The 23,176-nt window shown below is 35.1% G+C and carries 18 protein-coding genes; 7 read left to right on the forward strand and 11 right to left on the reverse strand.

From position 1 onward, the window contains the following. Positions 1-19: 19 nt before the first annotated feature. A complete protein-coding gene (hydA, locus tag UtA1_RS01890) occupies positions 20-1,432 on the reverse strand; it encodes a dihydropyrimidinase (RefSeq protein ID WP_096549877.1) in 1,413 nt (470 codons plus the stop codon). Positions 1,433-1,450: 18 nt separating this feature from the next. Next, complete coding sequence (locus tag UtA1_RS01895; RefSeq protein WP_016837621.1) at positions 1,451-2,698, reverse strand: Zn-dependent hydrolase; 1,248 nt, start codon at positions 2,696-2,698, stop codon at positions 1,451-1,453. A 184-nt stretch (positions 2,699-2,882) separates the two neighbouring features. On the opposite strand from UtA1_RS01895, the gene UtA1_RS01900 reads away from it, so the two are divergent. The 4 genes from UtA1_RS01900 to UtA1_RS01915 all read left to right on the forward strand — a co-directional run bounded on the left by UtA1_RS01900 (position 2,883) and on the right by UtA1_RS01915 (position 7,574). Further along, positions 2,883-4,061, forward strand: coding sequence for a PucR family transcriptional regulator (locus UtA1_RS01900; RefSeq protein ID WP_016837620.1), 1,179 nt, complete (start codon positions 2,883-2,885; stop codon positions 4,059-4,061). A gap of 77 nt (positions 4,062-4,138) precedes the next feature. Then, positions 4,139-4,456 (forward strand): thioredoxin family protein, encoded by a 318-nt coding sequence (locus UtA1_RS01905; RefSeq protein ID WP_096549878.1) that lies wholly within the window; start codon positions 4,139-4,141, stop codon positions 4,454-4,456. A 462-nt stretch (positions 4,457-4,918) separates the two neighbouring features. Further along, positions 4,919-6,514 (forward strand): multicopper oxidase family protein, encoded by a 1,596-nt coding sequence (locus tag UtA1_RS01910; RefSeq protein ID WP_016837618.1) that lies wholly within the window; start codon positions 4,919-4,921, stop codon positions 6,512-6,514. 280 nt (positions 6,515-6,794) lie between these two features. Next, positions 6,795-7,574, forward strand: coding sequence for a DUF4097 family beta strand repeat-containing protein (locus UtA1_RS01915; RefSeq protein ID WP_096549879.1), 780 nt, complete (start codon positions 6,795-6,797; stop codon positions 7,572-7,574). 62 nt (positions 7,575-7,636) lie between these two features. Here the strand turns inward: UtA1_RS01915 and UtA1_RS01920 are convergent, their stop codons facing one another. From UtA1_RS01920 to UtA1_RS01940, 5 genes are all read right to left on the reverse strand, one after another. After that, complete coding sequence (locus UtA1_RS01920) at positions 7,637-8,992, reverse strand: plasmid pRiA4b ORF-3 family protein (protein ID WP_096552364.1); 1,356 nt, start codon at positions 8,990-8,992, stop codon at positions 7,637-7,639. 142 nt (positions 8,993-9,134) lie between these two features. Continuing rightward, the gene (locus UtA1_RS01925; protein WP_096549880.1) at positions 9,135-9,884 is read right to left on the reverse strand and encodes a hypothetical protein; all 750 of its coding nucleotides are present in this window, start codon (positions 9,882-9,884) and stop codon (positions 9,135-9,137) included. A gap of 344 nt (positions 9,885-10,228) precedes the next feature. Further along, the gene (locus tag UtA1_RS01930; protein ID WP_016837614.1) at positions 10,229-10,726 is read right to left on the reverse strand and encodes a DinB family protein; all 498 of its coding nucleotides are present in this window, start codon (positions 10,724-10,726) and stop codon (positions 10,229-10,231) included. 191 nt (positions 10,727-10,917) lie between these two features. Further along, complete coding sequence (locus tag UtA1_RS01935) at positions 10,918-11,571, reverse strand: hypothetical protein (RefSeq protein ID WP_172597809.1); 654 nt, start codon at positions 11,569-11,571, stop codon at positions 10,918-10,920. Positions 11,572-11,939: 368 nt separating this feature from the next. Beyond that, positions 11,940-13,532, reverse strand: a complete 1,593-nt coding sequence (locus UtA1_RS01940; RefSeq protein WP_172597810.1) for an S-layer homology domain-containing protein — start codon at positions 13,530-13,532, stop codon at positions 11,940-11,942. A gap of 466 nt (positions 13,533-13,998) precedes the next feature. On the opposite strand from UtA1_RS01940, the gene UtA1_RS01950 reads away from it, so the two are divergent. Further along, on the forward strand, positions 13,999-14,769 hold the full coding sequence (locus tag UtA1_RS01950; protein ID WP_096549882.1) for a serine/threonine protein kinase: 771 nt from the start codon (positions 13,999-14,001) through the stop codon (positions 14,767-14,769). A gap of 145 nt (positions 14,770-14,914) precedes the next feature. On the opposite strand, the gene UtA1_RS01955 is transcribed toward UtA1_RS01950, so the two are convergent. The 3 genes from UtA1_RS01955 to menC form a co-directional block, all read right to left on the reverse strand. After that, entirely contained in the window at positions 14,915-15,679 is a 765-nt protein-coding gene (locus UtA1_RS01955; protein ID WP_096549883.1) for a spore coat protein, read from the reverse strand. 96 nt (positions 15,680-15,775) lie between these two features. Then, the gene (locus UtA1_RS01960) at positions 15,776-16,825 is read right to left on the reverse strand and encodes a YkvI family membrane protein (protein WP_232019886.1); all 1,050 of its coding nucleotides are present in this window, start codon (positions 16,823-16,825) and stop codon (positions 15,776-15,778) included. Positions 16,826-16,863: 38 nt separating this feature from the next. After that, the gene (menC, locus tag UtA1_RS01965; protein ID WP_096549885.1) at positions 16,864-17,970 is read right to left on the reverse strand and encodes an o-succinylbenzoate synthase; all 1,107 of its coding nucleotides are present in this window, start codon (positions 17,968-17,970) and stop codon (positions 16,864-16,866) included. Positions 17,971-18,969: 999 nt separating this feature from the next. Between menC and UtA1_RS01970 the strand changes: the two genes are divergently transcribed. After that, complete coding sequence (locus tag UtA1_RS01970; RefSeq protein WP_096549886.1) at positions 18,970-20,139, forward strand: MFS transporter; 1,170 nt, start codon at positions 18,970-18,972, stop codon at positions 20,137-20,139. Positions 20,140-20,378: 239 nt separating this feature from the next. After that, entirely contained in the window at positions 20,379-21,590 is a 1,212-nt protein-coding gene (locus UtA1_RS01975) for an ornithine--oxo-acid transaminase (protein WP_096549887.1), read from the forward strand. Between the two features lie 203 nt (positions 21,591-21,793). On the opposite strand, the gene UtA1_RS01980 is transcribed toward UtA1_RS01975, so the two are convergent. Next, positions 21,794-23,149, reverse strand: a complete 1,356-nt coding sequence (locus UtA1_RS01980; RefSeq protein WP_096549888.1) for a transposase — start codon at positions 23,147-23,149, stop codon at positions 21,794-21,796. Positions 23,150-23,176 lie beyond the last annotated feature (27 nt).

Raw genomic sequence — 23,176 nt, forward strand, 5'->3', positions numbered from 1 at the left:
ACATCCCCCTCCTAAACTATCAATTGATGATTTGAGTTTCTTTTTTTGGTTCCTTAGCTAAGCTGCGATGAATATATTTACCGCCTCCGATTTTACCTACGAATTCTTTGTCTTTAATAATGAACTCTCCGCGCAACAACACACTTACCGGTTCACCAGTCACTTCCATTCCTTCGAACGGATTATAATCGACATTCATGTGATGTGTTTCAGCGGAAATAGTCCGTTTTACAGTCGGGTCAAAGATGACAATATCTGCATCGCTGCCAACCGCAATTGTTCCTTTTTGCGGATATAAATTAAAGATTTTTGCCGCGCTCGTTGCAATCATGTCAACAAAGTCTGTAATGGAAATGCGCCCTTTTGCAACACCTTCTGAGAATAATACACTGAAGCGGTCTTCAATAAATGGTCCGCCATTTGGAATTTTAGAGAAATCATTTAACCCTAAACGCTTCTTACCGTTGTAGTTAAATGAGCACATGTCTGAACCAATCGTTTGTAATTGTTTTGCCTTTAATGCGTTCCACAATGGCTCTTGATGAGATTTCGGTCTTAAAGGAGGCGACCAGACATATTTTGCTCCTTCGAATCCTGGTTTCTCTAGGGCTGTTTGGTCTAGCACCAAATAGGGTGGACAAGTCTCTCCGTAAACTTCGTATCCTTTTTCTCGGGCTCTAATAATTTCTTCAACTGCTTCTTTACATGTCACGTGAACAACATAAAGCTTTGCTCCCGCAATATGAGCGAGTTCAATTGCTCGCTTCGTCGCTTCTCCTTCCACTTCTGGCGGTCTCGTCAAAGCGTGATAAATTGGTGCTGTATGGCCTTTTCTTCGTGCTTCTTCCACCAGTTCATCGATTACGGAACCGTTTTCACAGTGAACCATCACAACGGCACCAGTTTCTTTTCCTATCTTGAAAGCTTTAAACAATGTTCGATCAGATGCTTGGAATTCCTTCGCATAAGCCATAAATACCTTAATGGATGAAATTCCTTCTTTTTCTAATAAAATAGGCAATTCTTTTTCCGTTTCTTCATTTAAGTCATGAATCATTAAGTGGAACCCATAATCAACAACTGCTTTTCCTTCCGCCTTTTTGTGCCATTTCTCCACAGCATTTGCTAGCTTCGATTCCCCCGCAGTTAATGCAAAGTCGATTATTGTTGTTGTTCCACCAAAGGCTGCAGCAATTGTCCCTGTTTCCCAATCATCATCAGTCACAGTATTATTGAAAGGCATATCTAGATGCGTATGCGGATCGATTCCTCCTGGAAACACGTACTTTCCACTTGCGTCGATGATTTCAGCATCCGGATCAACAATGTTTCCACCGATTTGAACAATTTTCTCTCCTTCAATTAAAATGTCACCTTGGAAAAAATCTGAGGCAGTTGCAATCCAGCCGCCTTTAATGATTTTTTTTGACATATAAGCACCTTTCCTCCTTTAATTAGTTTGCTTTTCTTGCACTTTTAGTGAAAATTTTGTTTGAAGATTCAGCACTGTTTCCAGCAATACATCTGCACCTTTTGCACAATCTTCGTAAGGGGTTTCTTCTTCTTCGCAATGACTTTTTCCATTGATGCTTGGCACAAATATCATCGCTGTAGGAATGTAGCTTGCAATAAATTGTGCATCGTGGCCTGCACCGCTATATAGCCTTTTTGATGAATAACCAAAGCTTTTACAAGCCTCTTCGATTTGATTGCAAATTGTTTCGTCAAAAACGACTGTATCACGATTCCAAAGCCTTTCAATTTCCACTTTGCATCCTGCTTCTTCTTCTGGTAAGGAATGGATTACTTCTTCTACTTGTTTAATTTTTGCTGGATCTTTATGACGTGACTCTAACGTGAAGACAACTTTGTTAGGAATGACTGTGTGAATATTTGGAGAGACATTCATTCGACCGATTGTATAAACTAATTCTTCATCGATTTGACCTAGTTTTTCTATGAGGAGTGATATATATTTGTTAGCTAAAAATAAAGGATCTTTACGCATTTTCATCGGTGTTGTGCCGGCATGGTTTGATTCACCTGTAATGCGAATTTCATAGCAAACCATTCCCACTACACCTTCAACAATACCTATTTCAACATTTTCCGCTTCTAGTACAGGACCTTGTTCAATGTGCAATTCAATAAAAGCACTGGCTTCTTTTAGCCGATTTTCTTCGCTTCCTTGATAATTGCTTTCTTTCAATGCTTGTTCAAACGTGATGCCACTTACGTCTGTTGATTTTAACACTCGTTCTTTATCGAATTTTCCAGAAAGTACCCCGGAACTCATCATTGACGGTTCAAAACGAGCACCTTCTTCATTGGTAAAATTCACAATCGTTAACGGAATCTCTAATTCTAGTCCATTTTCTTTGATTGTTCTTACCGCCTCTAGCGCAGTTAATACGCCAAGCACTCCATCAAACCGACCGCCTCGCACGACGGAATCAAGATGCGACCCCATCACGATTGGTGGTAAATTCCTTTTTCCCGGCAAAGTCGCATAAATATTGGCCATATCATCTGTTTTTATTTCCATCCCTAGTTGTTCACAACATTGAACGAAATAGTCCCTTGCTTGAAGATCTTCTTTTGATAAGGCGAGCCTTGTAACACCGCCGTTACTTGTAGCACCGAATTGACTAAACTGAATGATGGATTCTTTCAGCCTCGCCTCATTGCACTTATACATTAACTCCCCCCCTTTATACCAACTAAACTGTGACTTATTACGATAATTTTATTAGAAACTTAATCCTCAATTAATGGTCATTCTGACGAAAATTATTGTGCAGTTGCACAGTTCTATTTGATAATTTTTTTTCATATAAGCCAATAGGGGATTTACGCGTATCAATTTATTTTGGGGGGATTCTATGGTAAAAATTTCGGAGCTATTATCTGATCCAAATTTCCAACATCTGCAGTTAATTGGTGGACAGGCTGGAATCCATAAAAGTTTTTCTGGAATTAATGTAATCGAATCGGCTGACTTAGTTCCATTTTGTCGACCAAATGAATTAATTGTAACGACTGGTATTCAAATGAATAATGATGAAAGGCAACTGGAAAGATTAATTAAGTCCTCACATGCAAAAAAAATAGCAGGTTTTATTATCAATATCGGACCCTACATTCCTCGTGTCCCCAATGCAATCATTCAATTTGCGAATGAAAAGCAATTACCTCTTTTCCAGTTTGAATGGAAATATCGAATCGCGGATTTATTAAAAATGACTTTTGAGTTTATTTCGAAAAAACAAAATATGCACTATCAACAAAACAATGAAAAAAGAATTTTGCAGCAATTACTGTTTGATATCGATTCCCCTCTCGAAGAATTAAAAGAATTATTGAAGCAACGTGGTATTTCAAAAGAAGAATCTTTTTGCGTGATTACTTGTTTATTGGATCAACCAAATAATAAATATTTTCAATACCGAAAATTGATTGATTATGAGTTTCAACAATATTTCAAACACTTCTTTTGTTTGGAACATAATAATCAATTGATATATGTCATCTTTTCCTATGATGAACACGCTAAGAAAATTCCAATAGAATCCATCTTTCAAAACATTTATAAAAAGGAATACGAAGAACTGGGGACAAGACAATTAACCATTGGTATGGGAAATAAATATCACTCAATCCAACAAGTGAAAAAAAGTTATAACGAATCGCTCACTGTGATCCATTTAACCCAATTGCAACAAAAATCTTCTTTTTTTAAATATAAAGATATCGGTGCATATCGTATTCTTTTGGCATTATACGACGATCCTGTCATCAAATCCTTTCATCAAGAAATGCTAGGCCCCCTATATGTATACGACCAAATGAATGGATCGGACTATGTGCAATTTTTGAAAATTTTTTTAGAAGAAAACGGAAGTGTAAATCGGATTAGCAAAAAACTTTTCCTTCATCGAAATACCGTCAATTATAAAATTCGAAAACTCGAATCTTTGTTAGATGTTGATTTAAACGATAATTTTACAAAAACCAATTTAAGCATCGCTCTGATGATAGAAGATGTATTAAATAAAACATAGTGGTTTAGTTTGTTTTGGTTTAAATAATATGGTATGATACCTTTTAACTTACAATACATTCACTTGGAGGAGAAACAATGCAATCACTACAATCCATTGAACAGTTTCATGAACTAAAAAACGACGAACGTGTAATCTTTGTGTTTTCAGCAGATTGGTGCAAAGACTGCATATTCATTAAACCATTCCTTCCGGCAATCGAAGAAAAATATGCTCAATATACGTTTGTATTAGTAGATCGTGACAACTTTCTAGATTTGTGCGGCGAACTTGATGTTTTTGGAATTCCAAGTTTTATCGCTTACAACAATGGAAAAGAGATTGGACGTTTCGTTAGCCGCGACCGCAAAACACAAGAAGAAATTGAAAACTTTATTGATAGCTTAAACATTTAACATAATATTAAATAGATTGGATAATCTTCTCATTGTGCCCTTTAAGGTAATATAAAAACTTTTTTAACATAAAGGACCCCGCATTAGATAGGGGTCTTTTATTCTATTTTCCAACTTGTGAACTAAGGAATAAATTAAACATATGCTTCTATTCGAGTTAATTACTGTTGCGAATAAGGTACCGAAAGAATCAGATGCGACTCCAATAGCCTAATATTCACTAACGAATATGCAAAACTCTCATAAATTTTTCCACCAACAATCTTCCAATTAGGCAAACCCACTAATTTACATTTCGCCATGTGTTTTTACAGCATAGTTAGACATCATTACCATCAATCAGCTTCAAATTTGACTTTAATGGTCTGTCATCTCATACGTTCTATCTGTCCCACTATTAGAAACATAAGATGATGCTGATGAATAGGATAGATATGAAAGTATGACAAAGGAAGTGAAAAATTGCCTAAAACGAAAGTAAACCCGAAAGATCCTGCTTCAATACCAAAGTTTGTAACGCCTTTACAAAAACCCCCTGTAGTGAAACCGAAACCCAACCCTAACTATCCAACCAATTCATATTTTGAAATTACGATGAAAGAAGCGTTTCATCGATTTCACCGAGACTTTCCATTAACAAAAGTGTGGGGATATGATGGAATTTATCCGGGGCCAACAATTGAGGCAAGAAAAGACAAAAAAATTTATGTGAAATATTTAAACAAACTTCCAAAAAAGCATTTCTTACCTATTGATCGCACATTGCACAGTGTAGGTGACTCACCAGAAGTTCGTTCAGTTGTTCATGTACACGGTGCTAATGTATTTTGGGAAAGCGATGGTCATCCAGAAGCTTGGTATACACAAAACTATGAATATACGGGACCAAAATTTAAACGAAAGGTTCATGAATACACAAATCATCAGCCAGCAGCGACCCTTTGGTATCATGATCACACAATGGCGATGACAAGATTAAATGTTTATGCAGGTCTGACAGGTTTTTATATCATCCGAGATGCATTAGAAGATCGATTAAATTTGCCAAAAGGAGATTATGAATATCCTCTTCTCCTCCAAGATAAGTCATTTAACGAAGATGGATCATTATTTTATCCAGATCGTCCACCGGAAGATGCACCATTCCCAATTCCAGCACCATTTATTCCTACCATTGTTCCATTTTTCAACGGAGATGTGATGGTTGTTAACGGAAAAGCTTGGCCGTATTTAGAGGTAGAACCAAGAAAATATCGATTCCGCATTTTAAATGGTGCGAACAGCTCTACTTACAATATCCAACTTGAAAATGGGGAACCATTTTATCTCATTGGTACGGATGGCGGTTTTTTAACTGCACCTGTTAAAGTTACTTCTATACAGCTTATGCCAGCGGAACGAGTAGATGTAATCGTTGACTTCTCCTCGTTCAAAGGGCAAAAAATCAAATTAATTAATACTTTATTTGATGAAGATGAGCCCAAAAGGGACATTATGGAGTTTCGTGTAACTCGCCCGTTAAAAGGAAAAGATACAAGTGAGATTCCAACTAAACTTGCTGAATCAATGGATTTACATGAACACCACGCTCATGTCATTCGTAAGCTACCTTTATCTGTCGGAGAAGATCAATACGGTAGAATTATGATGATGCTAGATAATAAAATGTATCACGATCCATGCTCAGAAAAACCTTCTTTAGATAGTGTTGAAATTTGGGAATTTATCAATGCCACACCAATTGCCCATCCTATGCATATTCATTTAGTACAATTCAAAATTCTTGATCGAAGACCGTTTGATCTTGAATTATACCAAAATTCCAACGGGGAAATTCTTGAGTTTATAGGTGATCCAGAACCGCCTCTCGACTACGAAAGAGGTTGGAAAGATACGGTGAGCGCTCCTAGCGGAATGGTCACAAGAGTCATCATGCATTGGAAAGAACATACGGGGAACTATATTTGGCATTGTCACTTGCTCGAACATGAAGATCACGATATGATGCGCCCTATCAGAGTCATTGATGACGCCCATCCTGTCGTACAACATGATTAAAGATAATTATTTTACAAATATCGCCAATTCCCTATCACTTGAAATAGTTCAATAAATTTCACTATTATCCCGCCTTTTAACAGGCGTTTTTTTTTGCATTATGTATATATCCTTTTTTTATCCATTCGACTTTTTACATTTTTCCCCTTTAATACTTACTCAATGCTTCTATTTCTTCTACACCTCGAGACCTATAAAGAAATAAACCCCCGGTTTGTTGTTGGCCATCCCCTTTTTATCTAATATGTTGATATAAACAAAAATATTTAGGAGGTTTTCTGTGAAGAAAATACTTTTAGCCATCGTCGTTATGTTATTGCTTATTAGTTTAATTAGTATTGGTCACTTTTCATTCTTTTCAAAAGATTTTAGAGCGGAAGTTACAAATGAAATTGATACAATCGAGTTAGATCTTGCAGGAGCAAATGCAACAATACTTACTAAAAATCAAGATTATGTTGAAGCGAAATTAAAAGGTAAAGGCAAAGTATCCCTTTCTAAAAAAGACGATACGATTGAAATAGAATATGATCGCAGATGGTATGAATTTTTCAATTTCGGGGATCGAACAGAGCTTATTATTACAATCCCTGAAAGCTATAATCGTGATTTAGAATTTGATGTTCGTTCTGGAAACATTAACTTTGAATTATCAAAAGACATGGAACTCCATGAATTCAAAATGGATGTAAGATCAGGAAACATTCGCATCGATTCGTTACAAGCAAATAAAGCTGAATTGGATGTTAATTCTGGGAATGTGAATATAAAACATGTGACAGGCCAATTGGAGATTGATGTTTCATCCGGAAATATTTCCATTCAAGTAGATGATTTAATAGGTGATATAGATGCAGAAGTAAGTTCTGGCCATATTGCACTCGATTTACCAGATGATAGTGACTTTACATTATCTGGCGAAATATCAAGCGGAAACATTCATAATCGTTTTCCTTTAAATAATGAAGTGAGAGAAAAAAATCGTTTACGAGGCACTCATGGAACTGGACAATACAATATCGATTTAGAAGTATCTAGCGGTAGCATTGAAATTAAATAAAATAAAAACCAAGGTGAAATAAATCTCTAAGAGATCTTGGCTGATCACCTTGGTTTTTTTAATTACCTACCACAACATTTTTTATATTTTTTCCCGCTTCCGCAATGGCATGGATCGTTGCGGCCAATTTTAGCACCAACTACTACTTTCGTTTGTTTTGGTTTTGAAAGATCTGTTAATTCCTTTGGAGTATACCCACGATTGTCCCAAAGTCTTGTAGTATTTGCAATGGAAAAAATCACTCTTGTTATTTCGTTAACCTGATTGACATTTTCAAACACAAATTGATTTAAAAATTCCCTCATGAAGATATTAAATTTATAATTCATCACCTTGATTTTCCATACAAAATCATCCACTAACTCTTGAATCAATCTACTTTCTAGCCCTTCAACTCTTTCTAGTATTTTAATAAGTTCTCGATGATACTTCGTTTCTTCATAATAGAACTCATCTTTATAACGCAGTAATTCTTCTTTTTCAGGAATGTAAAATGGCTTCCCAACCACAAGTTGTTCCAATTTTTCCGTAATATTGTTCTCTTCAAGAGTTTTATGAATAAAACGATCTAATTTTACAACGACATTAGCTTCTTCAAGTAGTTTTTTATATTTTGAATCCGTTGTAATTGCTTGTAATTCTTTACTCGTAATTTTTGGCTTGTTTTGCAAATTGTAAATGTGTATTACTTTATAATTTGGAACAATTCCATATAAGTTCGTACAACTTACAATATAGTCATATATTAATTCTTTATTCGCTACTTTTTCTGGATCGATAACTTCAGAACCCCTATATTTGTCAGATATAATTAAATAATTTTCATGATGAATATGTTCCCATTCTGTCTTTTTGAATTTTACATGTTTTAAAAGAGAATTAATATGGTCTATATTTAACGGTTTATATCCGACCGATTCAGCCCATTCTCGAGTTGAAGTATATTGTGGATGAGTTGGGTCATGAATAATTTCTAAAAAATTCATATATCCAACTGGTCCCCCAACATCTTCTGGCGGTGCCATACCTCCGCCGTCTAGCAAAGTCGGATAGCCAAAATAATAATCATCTACGGTATCTTCTAACGTTATGGTGATTTCCCAATTATCCCCGAAATCATATTGATAAAGAATTTTACCGTTCTTCTCAATATATTGATCAATTTTAATGCGGCTAGGTTGCTTTACCTTTTTTCCGTTCAATTCTTTCTGTTCAATTAATTCTTCATTATTTGTGATCATAACATCTTCCAAAGGGAAGCAAAAATGATGATAGGGTTCCATATAGCTTTTAAAATTTGTTACGTACTGTATCGTTTCGTGCAGTCGATTAAAGGTTGCTCCAACCGGTATAATCACCTTTCGCCAAACTTCTGGTTTAATTCCTTCGAATGTCAATTTTAAAATATAAGCTCTCATTGTTTCACCTTACTTTCTAAATAAATTAGTGCTGACTCGCTTAAACCCTTTATAATTATATATAAATAACTTGACAAAAATAGAAGTTATCATTTTTAATATGAAACTAAAAGTAAAATATGAATAAAAAAAGTAGCCAATACTAGCTACTATAATTTAACCAGCGCTTTTCTACAATTATGAAAGCTTCTTCCAAATAATTTTTTAATTCATGGAATCGATCGATCTCTGGTGACTCATGGAAATCTTGCTTTATAATGCTTAAAAACTTTAACAACTTATGCTCTTCTGTTTTTGAATTATTATAGTTATGAATTAAATCTTCTAATAAATGCAGTGGAATTTTATTTAAAAAGTGATGACTCCAAAGCCATTTATACGAAAGAATTTTTAACGATTCATCATTGCCTAAAATGGAAGTCAAAACGAAAGCAATTCCATAAATTTTTTGGCATTTTAATATGTTATTTAATAATTGCTCGTCTTTGAATTCGCTTTTTTCAATCGAATTATAAGCGTGATCTAAATAATGATAGAACACCTCATAAGTCGCTAGATTTTTTGCCTCTCCTCGACCTTCAAAATACGCTGCCGAATTAAAGTAACGATAAAGCGCATTCATTAACTTCGCATTTCCATAACTAATCTTTTCCTGTATTTTACCTACGACTTCATCTGAACTAATTTCAATCATCGGTACACCTGTTTCTTTGCGATGATCAGTTTTTAACTCGATAAATAATAACACTTCATTTAAATATGGCAGGACGAAATGTTGAGCAATTTCTTTATATTCTCTTGATTTTTCTCTACGTTTTGTTTGCATATATATAAAAGCTTGTGAAAGGATGAACAAAATAAGTATGGAAAATCCCATTTCCACCATAGGCAACTCAAGCCCTCCCCCCTTTTATATGTTGTTATAAAAATTTCCGTTTTCGTAATAAAATGGACACAACTTTATAGTATATATATTCATTTAGAAAAAAATTATTCTATGTTTGGGATATTTACTCTAGAATTGAGAATCACATTAATAAGATGTTACTAGTTTATTGTTGTGGTAATCGTGCAAATTTAAACGAGGATAAAAGGAGAAATAGTGGAAGAAACAGAAGCAGTAGAGGAGAAGCAATTTTTTCAAGTTAACATTTCAGTTTCGACAACAAGCATATTACTTCTTCCTAAAATCTAAAAACACCTTCGATTATACCTACGATAATCGAAGGTGTTTCATTAATTAACCTTCTTTAATAACGTCCCTTTTATTTCTTCAATCTGTTGCAAATGACGCTCTTCATGATAGCCAATTAATGATACCCACTGTCGTATTGATAATAGCCCGTACCTTCTATGAATAAAAGATTTTTGCTCTAAATCTTCTTCACTAACACCTTCAATACTTTGCAACAATGCTTCTCTAGATTTTTCTAATTTTTGTATAAGCTCTTCTAATGTTTGAAATTTCTCTGAAGGTGTTAAATCATCTGGCGCTACTCGTTTCACCGTACGATCTAATATATGGTAAAGGGGTTTTTCTTCAGTTGGATTGTATTCATCTTTTGATAGCGTTTCCAATATTCCATCTACCGTATTCATTTCCATTAAATATAAATGCTCTAACACTTGAGCGATTGACCATTTCCCTTCTTCAGGTACTGCATTTAATTGTTCATTAGACAAGGAACGAACACTTTGCAAAAGCTTTTCACGGGTTTTCTGTATTTTTTCCACTCTTGCTACCCTCCTTCATTCTTTCTAATTATTATTCTTTCAAAATAAAAAAAAGAACTACTTATTCTTTTTATAATGAACGGAGTAGAACTATTTTTAGAGTTAACGGCCTATGTTTAAAAGTGACGCGGAAAATCGCTCACTTCAAACATAGGCATATCCATTGAAATTCAATATTGTATATCATTAAATTAATAGCATTGGAAGAATGCAATACGTTGACGATTTAATACATCGTAAACCCAACCTCGATTTCCTCTCCAACGGAAACCAATAATTGAGTTACCGAAAGCAAACATCGGATAGAACCAGAAGCTATTACCATTCGTTAACCAAATAAAAGTATTGCGGAACAAACATCTCCCAATTCCTCGTCCTCCACTGCGACGACCAAATTCAGCTGTTCCTTGGAATGAGCTAAGTTGAGGTGTGAAACTTGGAGGCGGAGCTGCAGGTGGAGTCATTTGTCCTCCAGGTGGTCTTCCTGGTGTACCTGGGAATCCCCCTGGTGTACCCGGAAATCCTCCTGGTGAGCCTGGGAATCCCCCTGGTGTACCCGGGTATTCTCCCGGTGAGCCTGGAAATCCTCCCGGTGCGCCTGGAAATCCTCCTGGTGTGCCTGGGAATCCTCCTGGTGTACCTGGGAATCCTCCCGGTGCGCCTGGGAATCCTCCTGGTGTACCTGGGAATCCTCCCGGTGCGCCTGGGCCTCCCCCTGGTGCACCTGGGAATCCTCCTGGCATACCTGGGAACCTTGATGGCTGGCCTTGAAACCCTCTACGCGTTACATCATCATCAAAATCAAATTGATTATTATTATCATTGTCGTTAAAAAAAGGATACACGCTTTTTCCCCCTTTTCTTCAAGCTAATTTCAATGTATGTAGCTATTTCAACGCTACATAGGCATATATTCATCTTCATTGAAAGAGGAGAAAAAGATGTGTTTGTATACTAAAAACCCCTTTTGTTGAATATTAACAACCAAAGTATACCAAGTTATTTTATATGTTTTATTGGTATAATAAGAAAAAATCATTTTTATTAAAGTATTACTTAGCTGCTTTTCACATTTAACTTATTTTTCTGTTTCGAATTAACTTAAATGTTTCTATTTCATCACTTCTCATTCTGAATAAAAACCGCACAGGACACTTAACATGCACTGTGCGGCAAAATGGACACTAAAAGACTCGTACTAAATTATTAGAAATTAATCTTCAATGACCCCTTCGAAGTTAATTAATTCTTCAAACTTAATAATCTTTGTCGCATCTGGTATACCAATCACAAAGTTTGGTTTTTCATTTACATTCGATTTACCCATTTTATAGTTTATTTTTAATCCGAATGTTTCGCCTTCCATTGTAAAGTCTATATCAAAATTTAACACATCATAGCCAATATATTTTTCTGGATGTACAGCAATATATTCTTTCAATTCATTTAATGTCACGTAATTATTAATTTCACCAACAATATCTTTAATATCTAATTCTGCAGCTTCCAGTGATTGTTTTAACATCTCGATATCTTCGGAAGTAACACCAAGTGCTTTGGCGTATTCTGGGTTTTCCAATAATGCAACGAATTCAGGTAAAATTTTATTAAATAGTTTTTGAATGAAAGGCGTTAATTCATCATTCGTCATTTCAAATTTAATTACTTTGTCTACCTCAATACCTTCTGGTACTTGAATTGCATCTTTAGATACTTCTTCATAATACTCCCCACCGAAGTGATCAAAGAAGAGATCGAACAATTCTTCATTAAATTTTTGCTGTAATTCTATATCCAATACAGGAGCAGGTTGTCCAGTTACTTCTGAAAGCTCAGCAAAATCCATTTCAATAAATTTACCTTTATACTCTTCTGGAGTTGGGGCAAATGGCAGTTCAGGAATTTGAATCCACATTTTATCAGCAGTCATCACAACTGGCAGTTTAATATCACCAATTGGGAACGGTCCGTTTAGTTTAAATGTCATATCCATTTCAAGTTGTAATGGGTCTTTTTGATAAACCCCTTTGAAATCGACATGAATATCTTTAAACATATCAAAGATTGCAGTTGCTTCTTCAGTTGCTCCCTCAATTGTAGGGAATTCAAAACCGTAATTCATTGTTCCTTCAAATTCATAAGAATTCAATTCAAATTCTTTTTGATAAATTTCTTTTAGTTCTTGTACAATTGGATCATTTGCATATTGTTTATCCAATACTCTTGATAAGAATACTGCAAAGTGAGCACGTGTCGTAGGTTGATTTGGATTGAAGGCATTTTGTTCATTACCCGTTGTAATTTCATTTGCATACAGAGCATCAATTGCTTCATATGCATAGAAATCTTTCGCTACATCTTTAAAAGATGTTGTTCCATTACCTTTTAATTTGAAGGCATTTGTTAAAATAATCGCCATCTGTGCACGAGTAACATCATCATTCGGTCTGAATTCACCATTAGACCCTTTCATAATATCAGCGTTTGTTACAGCAGCAATAGCGTCATATGCATAATAATCTTTTGAAACATCCTTATATACAATCTTTGGATCTTTGCTTGTATCAAGTTTTAATACTCTTGATAATATAACTGCAGCTTGAGCACGTGTTATAGTTTGATTTGGCTTGAACGAATTGTCTTCATACCCTTTAATAACCCCTTTGCTTACTAAGCGGTTGATTTCGTATGAAGCCCAATGTTTACCACTTACATCTGTAAAGCCAGCTGCACCTGCACTCCCAAACGGGACCGCTAACAATAAAACAATTGCTAGTAAAATAGAAAAGAATCTTGTTTTCTTCATTTTTCTCCTCCTCCGACACATAATAGTTAGCCACATTTACAATAATTGTAACATATCCCTTTACTGGAAACCCCTATACTTTGTTACCAATTTATGTGACCTGTTTATAGATACGAAGATTCTATCAAAATGGTTTCGAAATTTTTTAAGTTTTTCTTTAATTCTACCTAATGGGTGATAAATAATATGTTGACTCCTGTCGTCGAATCGTTTTTTATGAAACTTCTTTATTGATAATTCGTACATATTCAAAAAAGGCTTTTTGAAAAGGAGGAAGTTTAGCATGATCGATAAATTTTTCAAGTCCATCATAGGGGGAAAACGTCATTCTTCTTCCAACTATAGAAGATTCACAAAAAGGCATAACTTTTACGGACATCATTATTACAAACGTGGACATAAAAGCAGTGGTATTTTTCGTTCCGGTAGCTTCTTCAGTTCAAGAAGTTTCTTCAGTAGTTAAACGATGATTCGATATTTTCTTGAAAACAAGTACCATCGAATATTTAAAAGGTATATAGATGAAAAGACAAATTATTGTTTTTCTGAGGTACTTGGTACTGGTACTTATGGTATAGCATATTTAATCATAGAAAAGCGGACCGGAAAAAAATATGTCCTGAAACGTCTAATAACGAAATATCGACATTCTAAGAAATTACGTCAAAGATTTCAAAAGGAAATCCAAATTCTTAAAGAATTGAATTTTCCCTTTGTCCCTTCCGTCATTGTTGAAAATGAAGTTGAAAATATCCCTTTTTTCGTAATGGATTATATGGAAGGCCGCACTTTTGAACAAACAATCTTTGAAGAAGGTAATGTTTATTCTTTACCTGAATCCCTTCATATTTTAAAAATACTTCTAGAAATGGTCGTCCAAATTCATCATAAAGGTATTGTGCACCGCGACTTAAGAATCCCTAACGTATTAGTCCATCAAGGAAAGCTCTCTATTATTGATTTTGGATTAGCTACTTATTTAAACCCGAAGCAAAAGATCGAGGAAGTTAAAAATCCAAAAAAGGCTGCAAATCATTGTAGTGATCTTTATTTTCTCGGTCATTTTCTACTCTTTTTACTTTACTCATCCTATACTCCTACAGAAAGTAAAGAGAGAAGTTGGCAAGAAGAATTACAATTACCTGAAGAAGTAAAAAACTATATTGAACGTTTACTATTAATCCGGCCACCTTTCTCAAGCGCAGAGGAAGCATTACATTGCATCCCTAAAGTCTAATAATAGCCAATTTTTACAAGTATTTATTTCAACAGTAGGCTATTATTTTTTTAAAAGAAATCGAATTAAGTCGCTTCATTGAAGAAGCGACTTATTAATCGTTGACTATATTCAAAACCATTTTAACTTATTTGCAGAAAATATATTAGAAACTTGCTCCATTAATTGCAACATGTTGACTCACCGCTTCAAATTCCCGTCCATTCCAATGTAAAACGTTCTCAACGTATCCTAAACCATCTGCATGATATCTCCCGGCGATTTTTTCCATTGTTAATAATGAATACTTCCCATCCCCCGTTAGATCAATTGGATATATCCCACTAGCAGGATCTACCCAACCTTGAATAGGTTCCTTTAGCTTTCCATTGGAATCATATATTTCATGTAAATACTCTTTTCCTTTATAACGAATATTTAATAGATAACGTATGTTAGGATTCCTGCTCGTTACCATTACTTCTGCATTGTCTTTATAGTTTACTTCATACTGCCGTTCTTCATTAAACTTAATAGAATCAAAAATTTTCCCTAACTTGCCATGTAAAAACGAAAATACGTAAGCAAAGACTATCGCTCCGCTTCCACCGGATTGAACAGTTACTAGAATATCATTTACCTGATCACCAGTTAAATCTCCCGTCCAAATCGTTGGATTATATCCTGCTACATCTCTTAAATGATATACGGATATTTCATGGGTGAAACCATTTTGAACAACTAGACTCATATTGCTTAAATAAGGACTATCGTCGAGTTTTGAGGCTATCAGAAAAATTCCATCAAGCACTCCATCACCGGTAACGTCACTCAATTGATAAGCTACTACAGAGGGGCCTTTTGATTGGTCAAAGGGGGGCATTAAGCTAGGCAAGATGTCAAACTGATGTGGTTGCCAATATGGATACATGTTGTTCCTCCTAACGAGTAAAATACCGTTACCCCATTATATATGTGAATAATGAGTGATTGGTTCTTTCATAAATAAAAAAACCTGAGAATTGCCTCAGGTTAAGCTCCCTTTTCTTTTTAGCCACATCCAACAAGTGATGATTATTACGATAAACCCAAAATATCCCATAATGGAATACACAGTTTTCACAATGGTAGTAAACCCGATAAAGCTTGCAAAAAATGCAATGAAGGCGGAAACAATGAGAAAATATTTATACGTTTTGGACTTTGGTGATACAAATCGAATGACAAAAGAATAAAGTACACCGACTGCTGTACTATAAATCATTATAATTAAAGTAATAGCCATCAGCACACCAATAATTGGATGTATATTTAAGGCAATCACTAATGTTGGCATCGGCTTCCCAAAAATCACATCCATTTTTGCCATTAGCGCCACATAAACTAATAGAATCAACATGCCCATTAATAATCCACCAATAATTCCACCCATTCCTGCCTCTCTTCTACTGTTCACAGTACTCCCCATTACCGCAAGCATTGGCAACCCTACCGCTAAATTATACGAAACATATAAAAGTGCTGCTAATAGCCAATGTCCTGTTGATAATTGATTTGCCATTTCCACATGTTCATTGAAACTACCATCCATCGTTAAAATTGAAGCAATCACTAGTATGAAAATCACGATGATTAAATAGGGGATTGCTAGGGCAAGTATACTTATAATTTTTTCTACATTGAGCATCAGTGTGAAAATTGTGAATATCATCATAAAGAAACTACCAATAAAACCATTTATTCCAAATAGCACTTCAAAAGCACTCGCTGCCCCTGCAAACATAGCAACCGTAATACAAAAAGAAAACACCGTTATGAGACAATCGATGATCGAGCCGAATGTTGAACCTGCAATAAAAAGCACGACTTCTTTATGGGATGTTGTTTTCAAAGAATATCCTAATGTTGCTATATTCATTCCTAAAAAAGAAAATAGTACACTAGCAACGAAAACCCCAAACAGTCCATACCAACCGTAGGAGATAAAAAATTGGAATATCTCTTGTCCAGATGCGAAGCCACCCCCAATCATTAAACCGACAAATGCTCCCCCGATTTTTAAACTATTTCTCACCATTTCCCCCATTTCTCTAACTCAATAATCGTTTGTCGTATTCAATTGTAAACATTCGAGGAAACTGTATATTTATCAATAATCTTTCGATTAGGCTCGTACCCAATTCCAACAGTTTGCGGCACTTGGATAGTTCCATCTTTCACAACAACTTCGGGATTTATGATATCTTCCTCAAAATAATGGCTTGACCCTGCAGTATCTCCAGGTAAAACAAAATTTGATAATGATGTTAAAGCGATATTATATGCTCGGCCAATTCCTGCCTCGAGCATTCCACCACACCAAACCGGTATGCCCTTTGATTGGCAATAATCATGAATTTTGATTGCTTCAGACAAACCTCCAACTCGTCCAATTTTGATATTTATAACACCACAACTCCCCAATTCAATTGCCTTTCGTGCATCTTCAAGGGATATAATACTTTCATCTAAACATATCGGTGTCTTCAAATGCTTTTGAAGTGTCGCATGATCCACAATATCGTCATAAGCTAACGGCTGTTCAATCATCATCAAATTATACTCATCCAACTGTTTTAATAAGTCGATATCGCTTAAAGTATATGCTGAATTCGCATCTGCCATCATCGGAACATTTGGGAATGCTTCCCGCAGCTTTTTGATGACTTCCACATCCCATCCAGGCTTTATTTTGACTTTAATTCTTTTATATCCTTCTGCAATGTACTTCCCGACCACTTCAATTTGCTTTTCGATTGTCGATTGAATACCGAGACTCACTCCTACATCTATTTTTTCTTTATTTCCTCCAAGGACTTTTGCTAAAGATTGATTAGACTGTTGTGCGTAAATATCCCAAATTGCCCCTTCAATCGATGCAATGGCCATTTTGTTTTTCCGTATGCCTGCAAACATTTTACTTACATCATTTGGATGATGGATGTTCTTTTGTAAAATCATTGGAATCAGAAAATCTTTTAGCATATGCCAACAAGTTTTTACGGTTTCTTCACTATACCACGGCGCTTCGAAAGCAACGCATTCACCAAATCCAACAATTCCTTCATCTGTGTGAACTTCCAACAATAAAAAAGATTTATCATGTAACGTGCCAAAGCTTGTTGTAAATGGATTTTTCATTGGCATTTTTACATAACGAACAATGACTTTATGAATTCTCATCATTAATTCTCCCTTATTAATACATATGTATTTCGTTTATACAAATTCATTAAAAAGTATTTTCTCATCACATTATCTCTGAATAATAATTTAAATAGGGACTATTAAATCCATAAAAATTCTTTACTACTTGAGAAACCGAAAATAGTTGTAGTTTTTCTTAAGAGTGAAGTAAAGAAAAAAGTTTAGTTCAATAATAGACTTTTATCTCTAATTTTTCTCGCTATAATTGTTTATTATTATCAAAAGATTAGCTAATTGTCCCTTCATATAAACTATTAAATGAATATGATGAAAACAAAAGGAGGTGAGAAATTTAATTATTGTAATGGGAAGTAAATTACCCTATGAATATAAATGTACGGCAACAATTATCCTTTTCAATTTGATGTAACAAACTTTGAATTGGATAAATCAAGGATACCCATTTCCTGTATTGTGAAAATGAACAAATACAGCCCTCTGCAGTAAATCAATTTGAACTCCCTATATAACGATGTAAAAATAAGAGCCTGAATTTGTTTCATTGAAAAGGATCTGTAAAGTTAAGTCGATGGTGAATAGATCCCTTCACAACAGGAATGGTTTGGACGCATATTGTATCCTAACTTCTTAGGTTGGCATGAGGGTGGAGTTTATAGCTTGATCATTGTTACCTCCATTTATTTAGTTGGGAACGTCTCTCCGAATTTGCATTCCCAGTAACCATTGTACACCCCTTATACGACGGCGAGTGGTGAGTGAGCACACATTTCTTCCACAAATCCCATTATCATTCATGGATGGCAAGTAGCCATCCTTTTTTTGTCATGTCTTTTTCCCTTTTACTATTTTATGTAAGTATTCTGAAACATTTGTGTTTCCTTGACTCAGTCTTTCGTAAAGGTTTAAATAGGAATAGACCTTTTTGCACTTTCAATTTCTGTAAATGTACCGTTACAATATCACTACTGCTATTTAAAAATAATTTTATAGATAAAAAATTCAAAGGGGATATTTATGCAATCAAAATCTCAAAAAGTTGCCTTTGCTCTATTACTTGGAAATATTTTTATTACCTTTGTTGGTATTAGCCTAGTTATCCCTGTCTTGCCTTCATTAATGAATGAATTATCCTTAAGCGGCACCGTAGTAGGAAACATGGTAGCTGCTTTTGCATTAGCTCAACTAATCGCTTCTCCCATTACAGGAAAATGGACGGATCAATACGGCCGGAAAATAATGATTATCATCGGTCTTTTTTTATTTAGTTTTTCAGAGTTGTTATTTGGTATTGCTAAGAGCCTTGAGATTCTTTTCCTATCAAGAATTTTAGGTGGAATTAGTGGCGCATGCATCATGCCTGCGATTACTGCATATATTGCGGATATCACATCTGAAAGCGAACGTCCGAAAGCCCTTGGATTTATGTCTGCCGCGATTAATACCGGATTTATTGTAGGGCCAGGTATAGGCGGATTTTTAGCGGAATTTGGAATTCGTGTACCATTCTTTGCTGCCAGTGTTTTGGGAGCATTAGTAGCCATTGCCTCCATTTTTATTTTGAAGGAGCCTGAACGTAGAGAGCATCCGAAAGTGTTCAAAGATGAAAAAGTTGGTTGGAAACGAATTTTTATTCCAATGTATCTTATTTCATTTATTATTATTTTCCTATCGACATTCAGTTTAGCTTCCTTCGAGTCATTATTTAGCCTATTTATTGATCATAAATTTGGATTTACACCAAAAGATATCGCCATAATCGTTACAGGCGGTGGTATTGTTGGAGCAGTTGTGCAAATTTTATTATTTGATGCATTAACAAAGCGGTTCGGAGAAATTAACGTTGTTCGAATTAGTTTAATTATGTCAGGCCTATTAGTGTTCGTTATGACAATTGTAAATTCTTACTGGACAATCATGTTAACTTGTTGGATTGTCTTTGTAGGCTTTGATTTAATTCGTCCAGGAATTACATCCTATCTTTCAAAAATTGCAGGAAATGAACAAGGTTTTGTAGGCGGCATGAATTCCATGTTTACAAGCATCGGAAATATCTTTGGCCCTATCATTGGTGGTATCTTATTTGATATGAATTATAATTATCCATACTACTTTGCAACAATCATATTAATTTTAAGTATTATCATTGCAATGTTTTGGAAAAACCAACTGAATTCTTATCATTAATCAAAAAAGGGGCGTCTGAAAAGTGGACAGTCCCTTTATTTTTATCCTTCATAAGTCTTTTGAAAAAAGTTTCAATCGAACCCTAATGCCTAATAAAAAGATCAAATTATTATAATAGTATTGATAATTTAAATTCTTTCGATTAAAAAATCACATCTATCATATATAATGAATTTATAAGCAATTTTGCTAAAAAACACAATTTTTTTATGCTTCAGTACATTAAGGGGGATTTTTCAATGGTTAAAACAACAAAAGAAATTATAGAAATTACAGAAAAGCTAGGTGCTCATAACTACCACCCACTACCAATTGTGATTAGTGAAGCAGAAGGAGTATGGGTAAAAGATCCAGAAGGTAAAGAATATATGGATATGCTATCTGCTTATTCGGCTCTAAACCAAGGTCACCGTCATCCAAAAATTATTCAAGCATTAAAGGATCAAGCAGATCGAGTTACTTTAACTTCTCGTGCATTCCATAACGACCAACTTGGTCCATGGTATGAAAAAGTATGTAATATCACCGGAAAAAACATGGTTTTACCAATGAATACTGGTGCAGAAGCTGTGGAATCAGCGATTAAAGTTGCTCGCCGTTGGGCTTATGATGTGAAAGGCGTTGAAGAAAATAAAGCTGAAATCATCGGTTGCAATGGAAACTTCCATGGCCGCACTATGATTCCTGTCTCTCTTTCATCTGAGAAAGAATATCAACGCGGTTTTGGACCGTTAATTCCAGGAATTAAATTAATTCCATATGGAGATATCGAAGCTCTAAAAAATGCTATCACTCCAAACACGGCAGCTTTTATTTTTGAACCGATTCAAGGAGAAGCAGGGATCATTGTACCTCCTGAAGGATTCTTAAAAGAAGCAGCAAAACTTTGTAAAGAACATAATGTATTGTTTATTGCGGACGAAATACAAACTGGACTTGGCCGTACAGGAAAAATGTTCGCTTGCGAGTGGGAGAATATTGAGCCGGATGTTTATATTCTTGGAAAAGCACTCGGCGGGGGCGTAATGCCAATTTCTGCTGTGGTGGCAAACGATGATATTTTAGGGGTATTAAATCCTGGTTCTCATGGTTCTACTTTTGGTGGTAACCCACTAGCTTGTGCTGTTTCAATCGCTTCTCTTGAAGTCATCGAAGAAGAAAAATTAGTGGAACGTTCACTTGAGCTAGGACAATACTTTAAAGAAGAACTTTTAAAAATTTCATCACCTATTATTAAGGAAGTGCGAGGAAGAGGTTTATTCATAGGGGTTGAACTTTATGAACCTGCTCGCAGATATTGCGAACAATTAAAGGAAAAAGGTCTATTATGTAAAGAAACTCATGAATATGTAATTCGCTTTGCCCCACCATTAATCATTACGAAAGAACAAATTGATTGGGCACTTGAACGAATTAAAGAAGTTCTTGAGAATGCAGAAAGTGCAAATTAAGAGAATATATAATATTCACTAACATGCACTAAATGCAATTCATTTATGGGCTGTTTAGAAAGTTAAAATTTCTAAACAGCCTTATTTATTGATTTTTTTATTCTCATTACATTATGATTCAATTAATATATGAATCAATTTCATAAATCATAGTATTTCTGAAGTATAGAGTACCCCTATACTAAAAACTTTGTTTTTTTTAATTATGCAACTTGGTTTTGTTGCTGTAATAAAGCATTGATTCGATCAACTGCTAGTTTGCAGGTATTATAAATTAACGTCACCAGATTGAAATGCATTTTTGCTTTCTTTCCTGTACGATGACGGACATTGTTTAATTGAAAGTATTCCTTTAAATAAGCGTTAACGCGTTCGACTGCTGTACGTTCTTGATAAAGCTGTTTCCATCGTTCTGTCCCACGTGCTGGATAGGTAAATTTACGGATATCTATATCACATTTGGTTTTGAAAACTTTTTGGCAAAGGGTGTCTTCTCGTAATGGGCAAGTTGCACATTCCTTTGGACGTGTGAATTTTAATGTATTGTACTTAGCGTCAAAGCTGTCATATTGGTAACTATGTTCACGCACACAGGTTGGACGAAAATGTTCATCGAATCCTATATATTCTCCTTCTCGGCGAACGTTGTAAGGAATCACGACTCGCATGGACTGTGATACGGCTTGACGGTAAATAGGTTCAACATCATAACCAGCATCAAATATAGCTATTGTAAATTGACCGTTTCCTAAGTGATGAAGTTTTTTCAATAATGGAATCGCAGCTTTACAATCACTTAAATTACCTGAGGACATCAAACGAGTGATGATATATTGACTTTTCGTCGAAACAGCTAAATGGGCTTTATAACCAAACCAGAATGTATTTTTTCCTTTACTATTCTTTTTCACACCCCATTTTGGCTCAATCGGTACATCCTTCCAAAGGGTTTCTAATGGGATATCCAGCTGTTCTTTCAGTTCTTTTTCATAGGTTGATTGATTTCCTTTTTTCTCTACTTGTTCGGCTAACCAAACAGCTCGTTCAGCTTTCGTTTTACGACCACGTTTTTTAGGAGTTTTAGGTGCTTTCTTTTCTGATGGTGTGAACGCATCACGAGCTTCAAAGTGACTCGCATCGATGGCGACATGTTCATCATTTAGAAAGCCTTCCAACATCGCTGTTTTGATGAGTGTATCGTTCATTTTATCTAGCACATCTGATTCACTAATGACTTGAATCATGCGTGAATAAGAGCTTTCAGATGGTACGACATCAGACACAAGGAATCCACAGTCGAAACGAAATAAAGGATCATGAACCAAACGTTTGACTAAATCCTTGATAGTTGGAATACGTTCGACAATACGTATAATCAGCGATTGAATCATTGCACCATAATTCAATTCACGTGGTGCACCTTTCAATGTCTTTTTAGAAAACAATTGAAATATAGGCTGAATGTCGATTGCACTAAAAATGGCATCATAACGATGGGAACTTTCCATTTCTAATAATTGATGGATGTCAAAAAGAGAAATTTGTTTTACAATAGTCATAGGGTACTCACCTCTTTCGTATGGTTT

Source organism: Ureibacillus thermosphaericus, assembly GCF_002370195.2.
GTDB lineage: Bacteria > Bacillota > Bacilli > Bacillales_A > Planococcaceae > Ureibacillus > Ureibacillus thermosphaericus.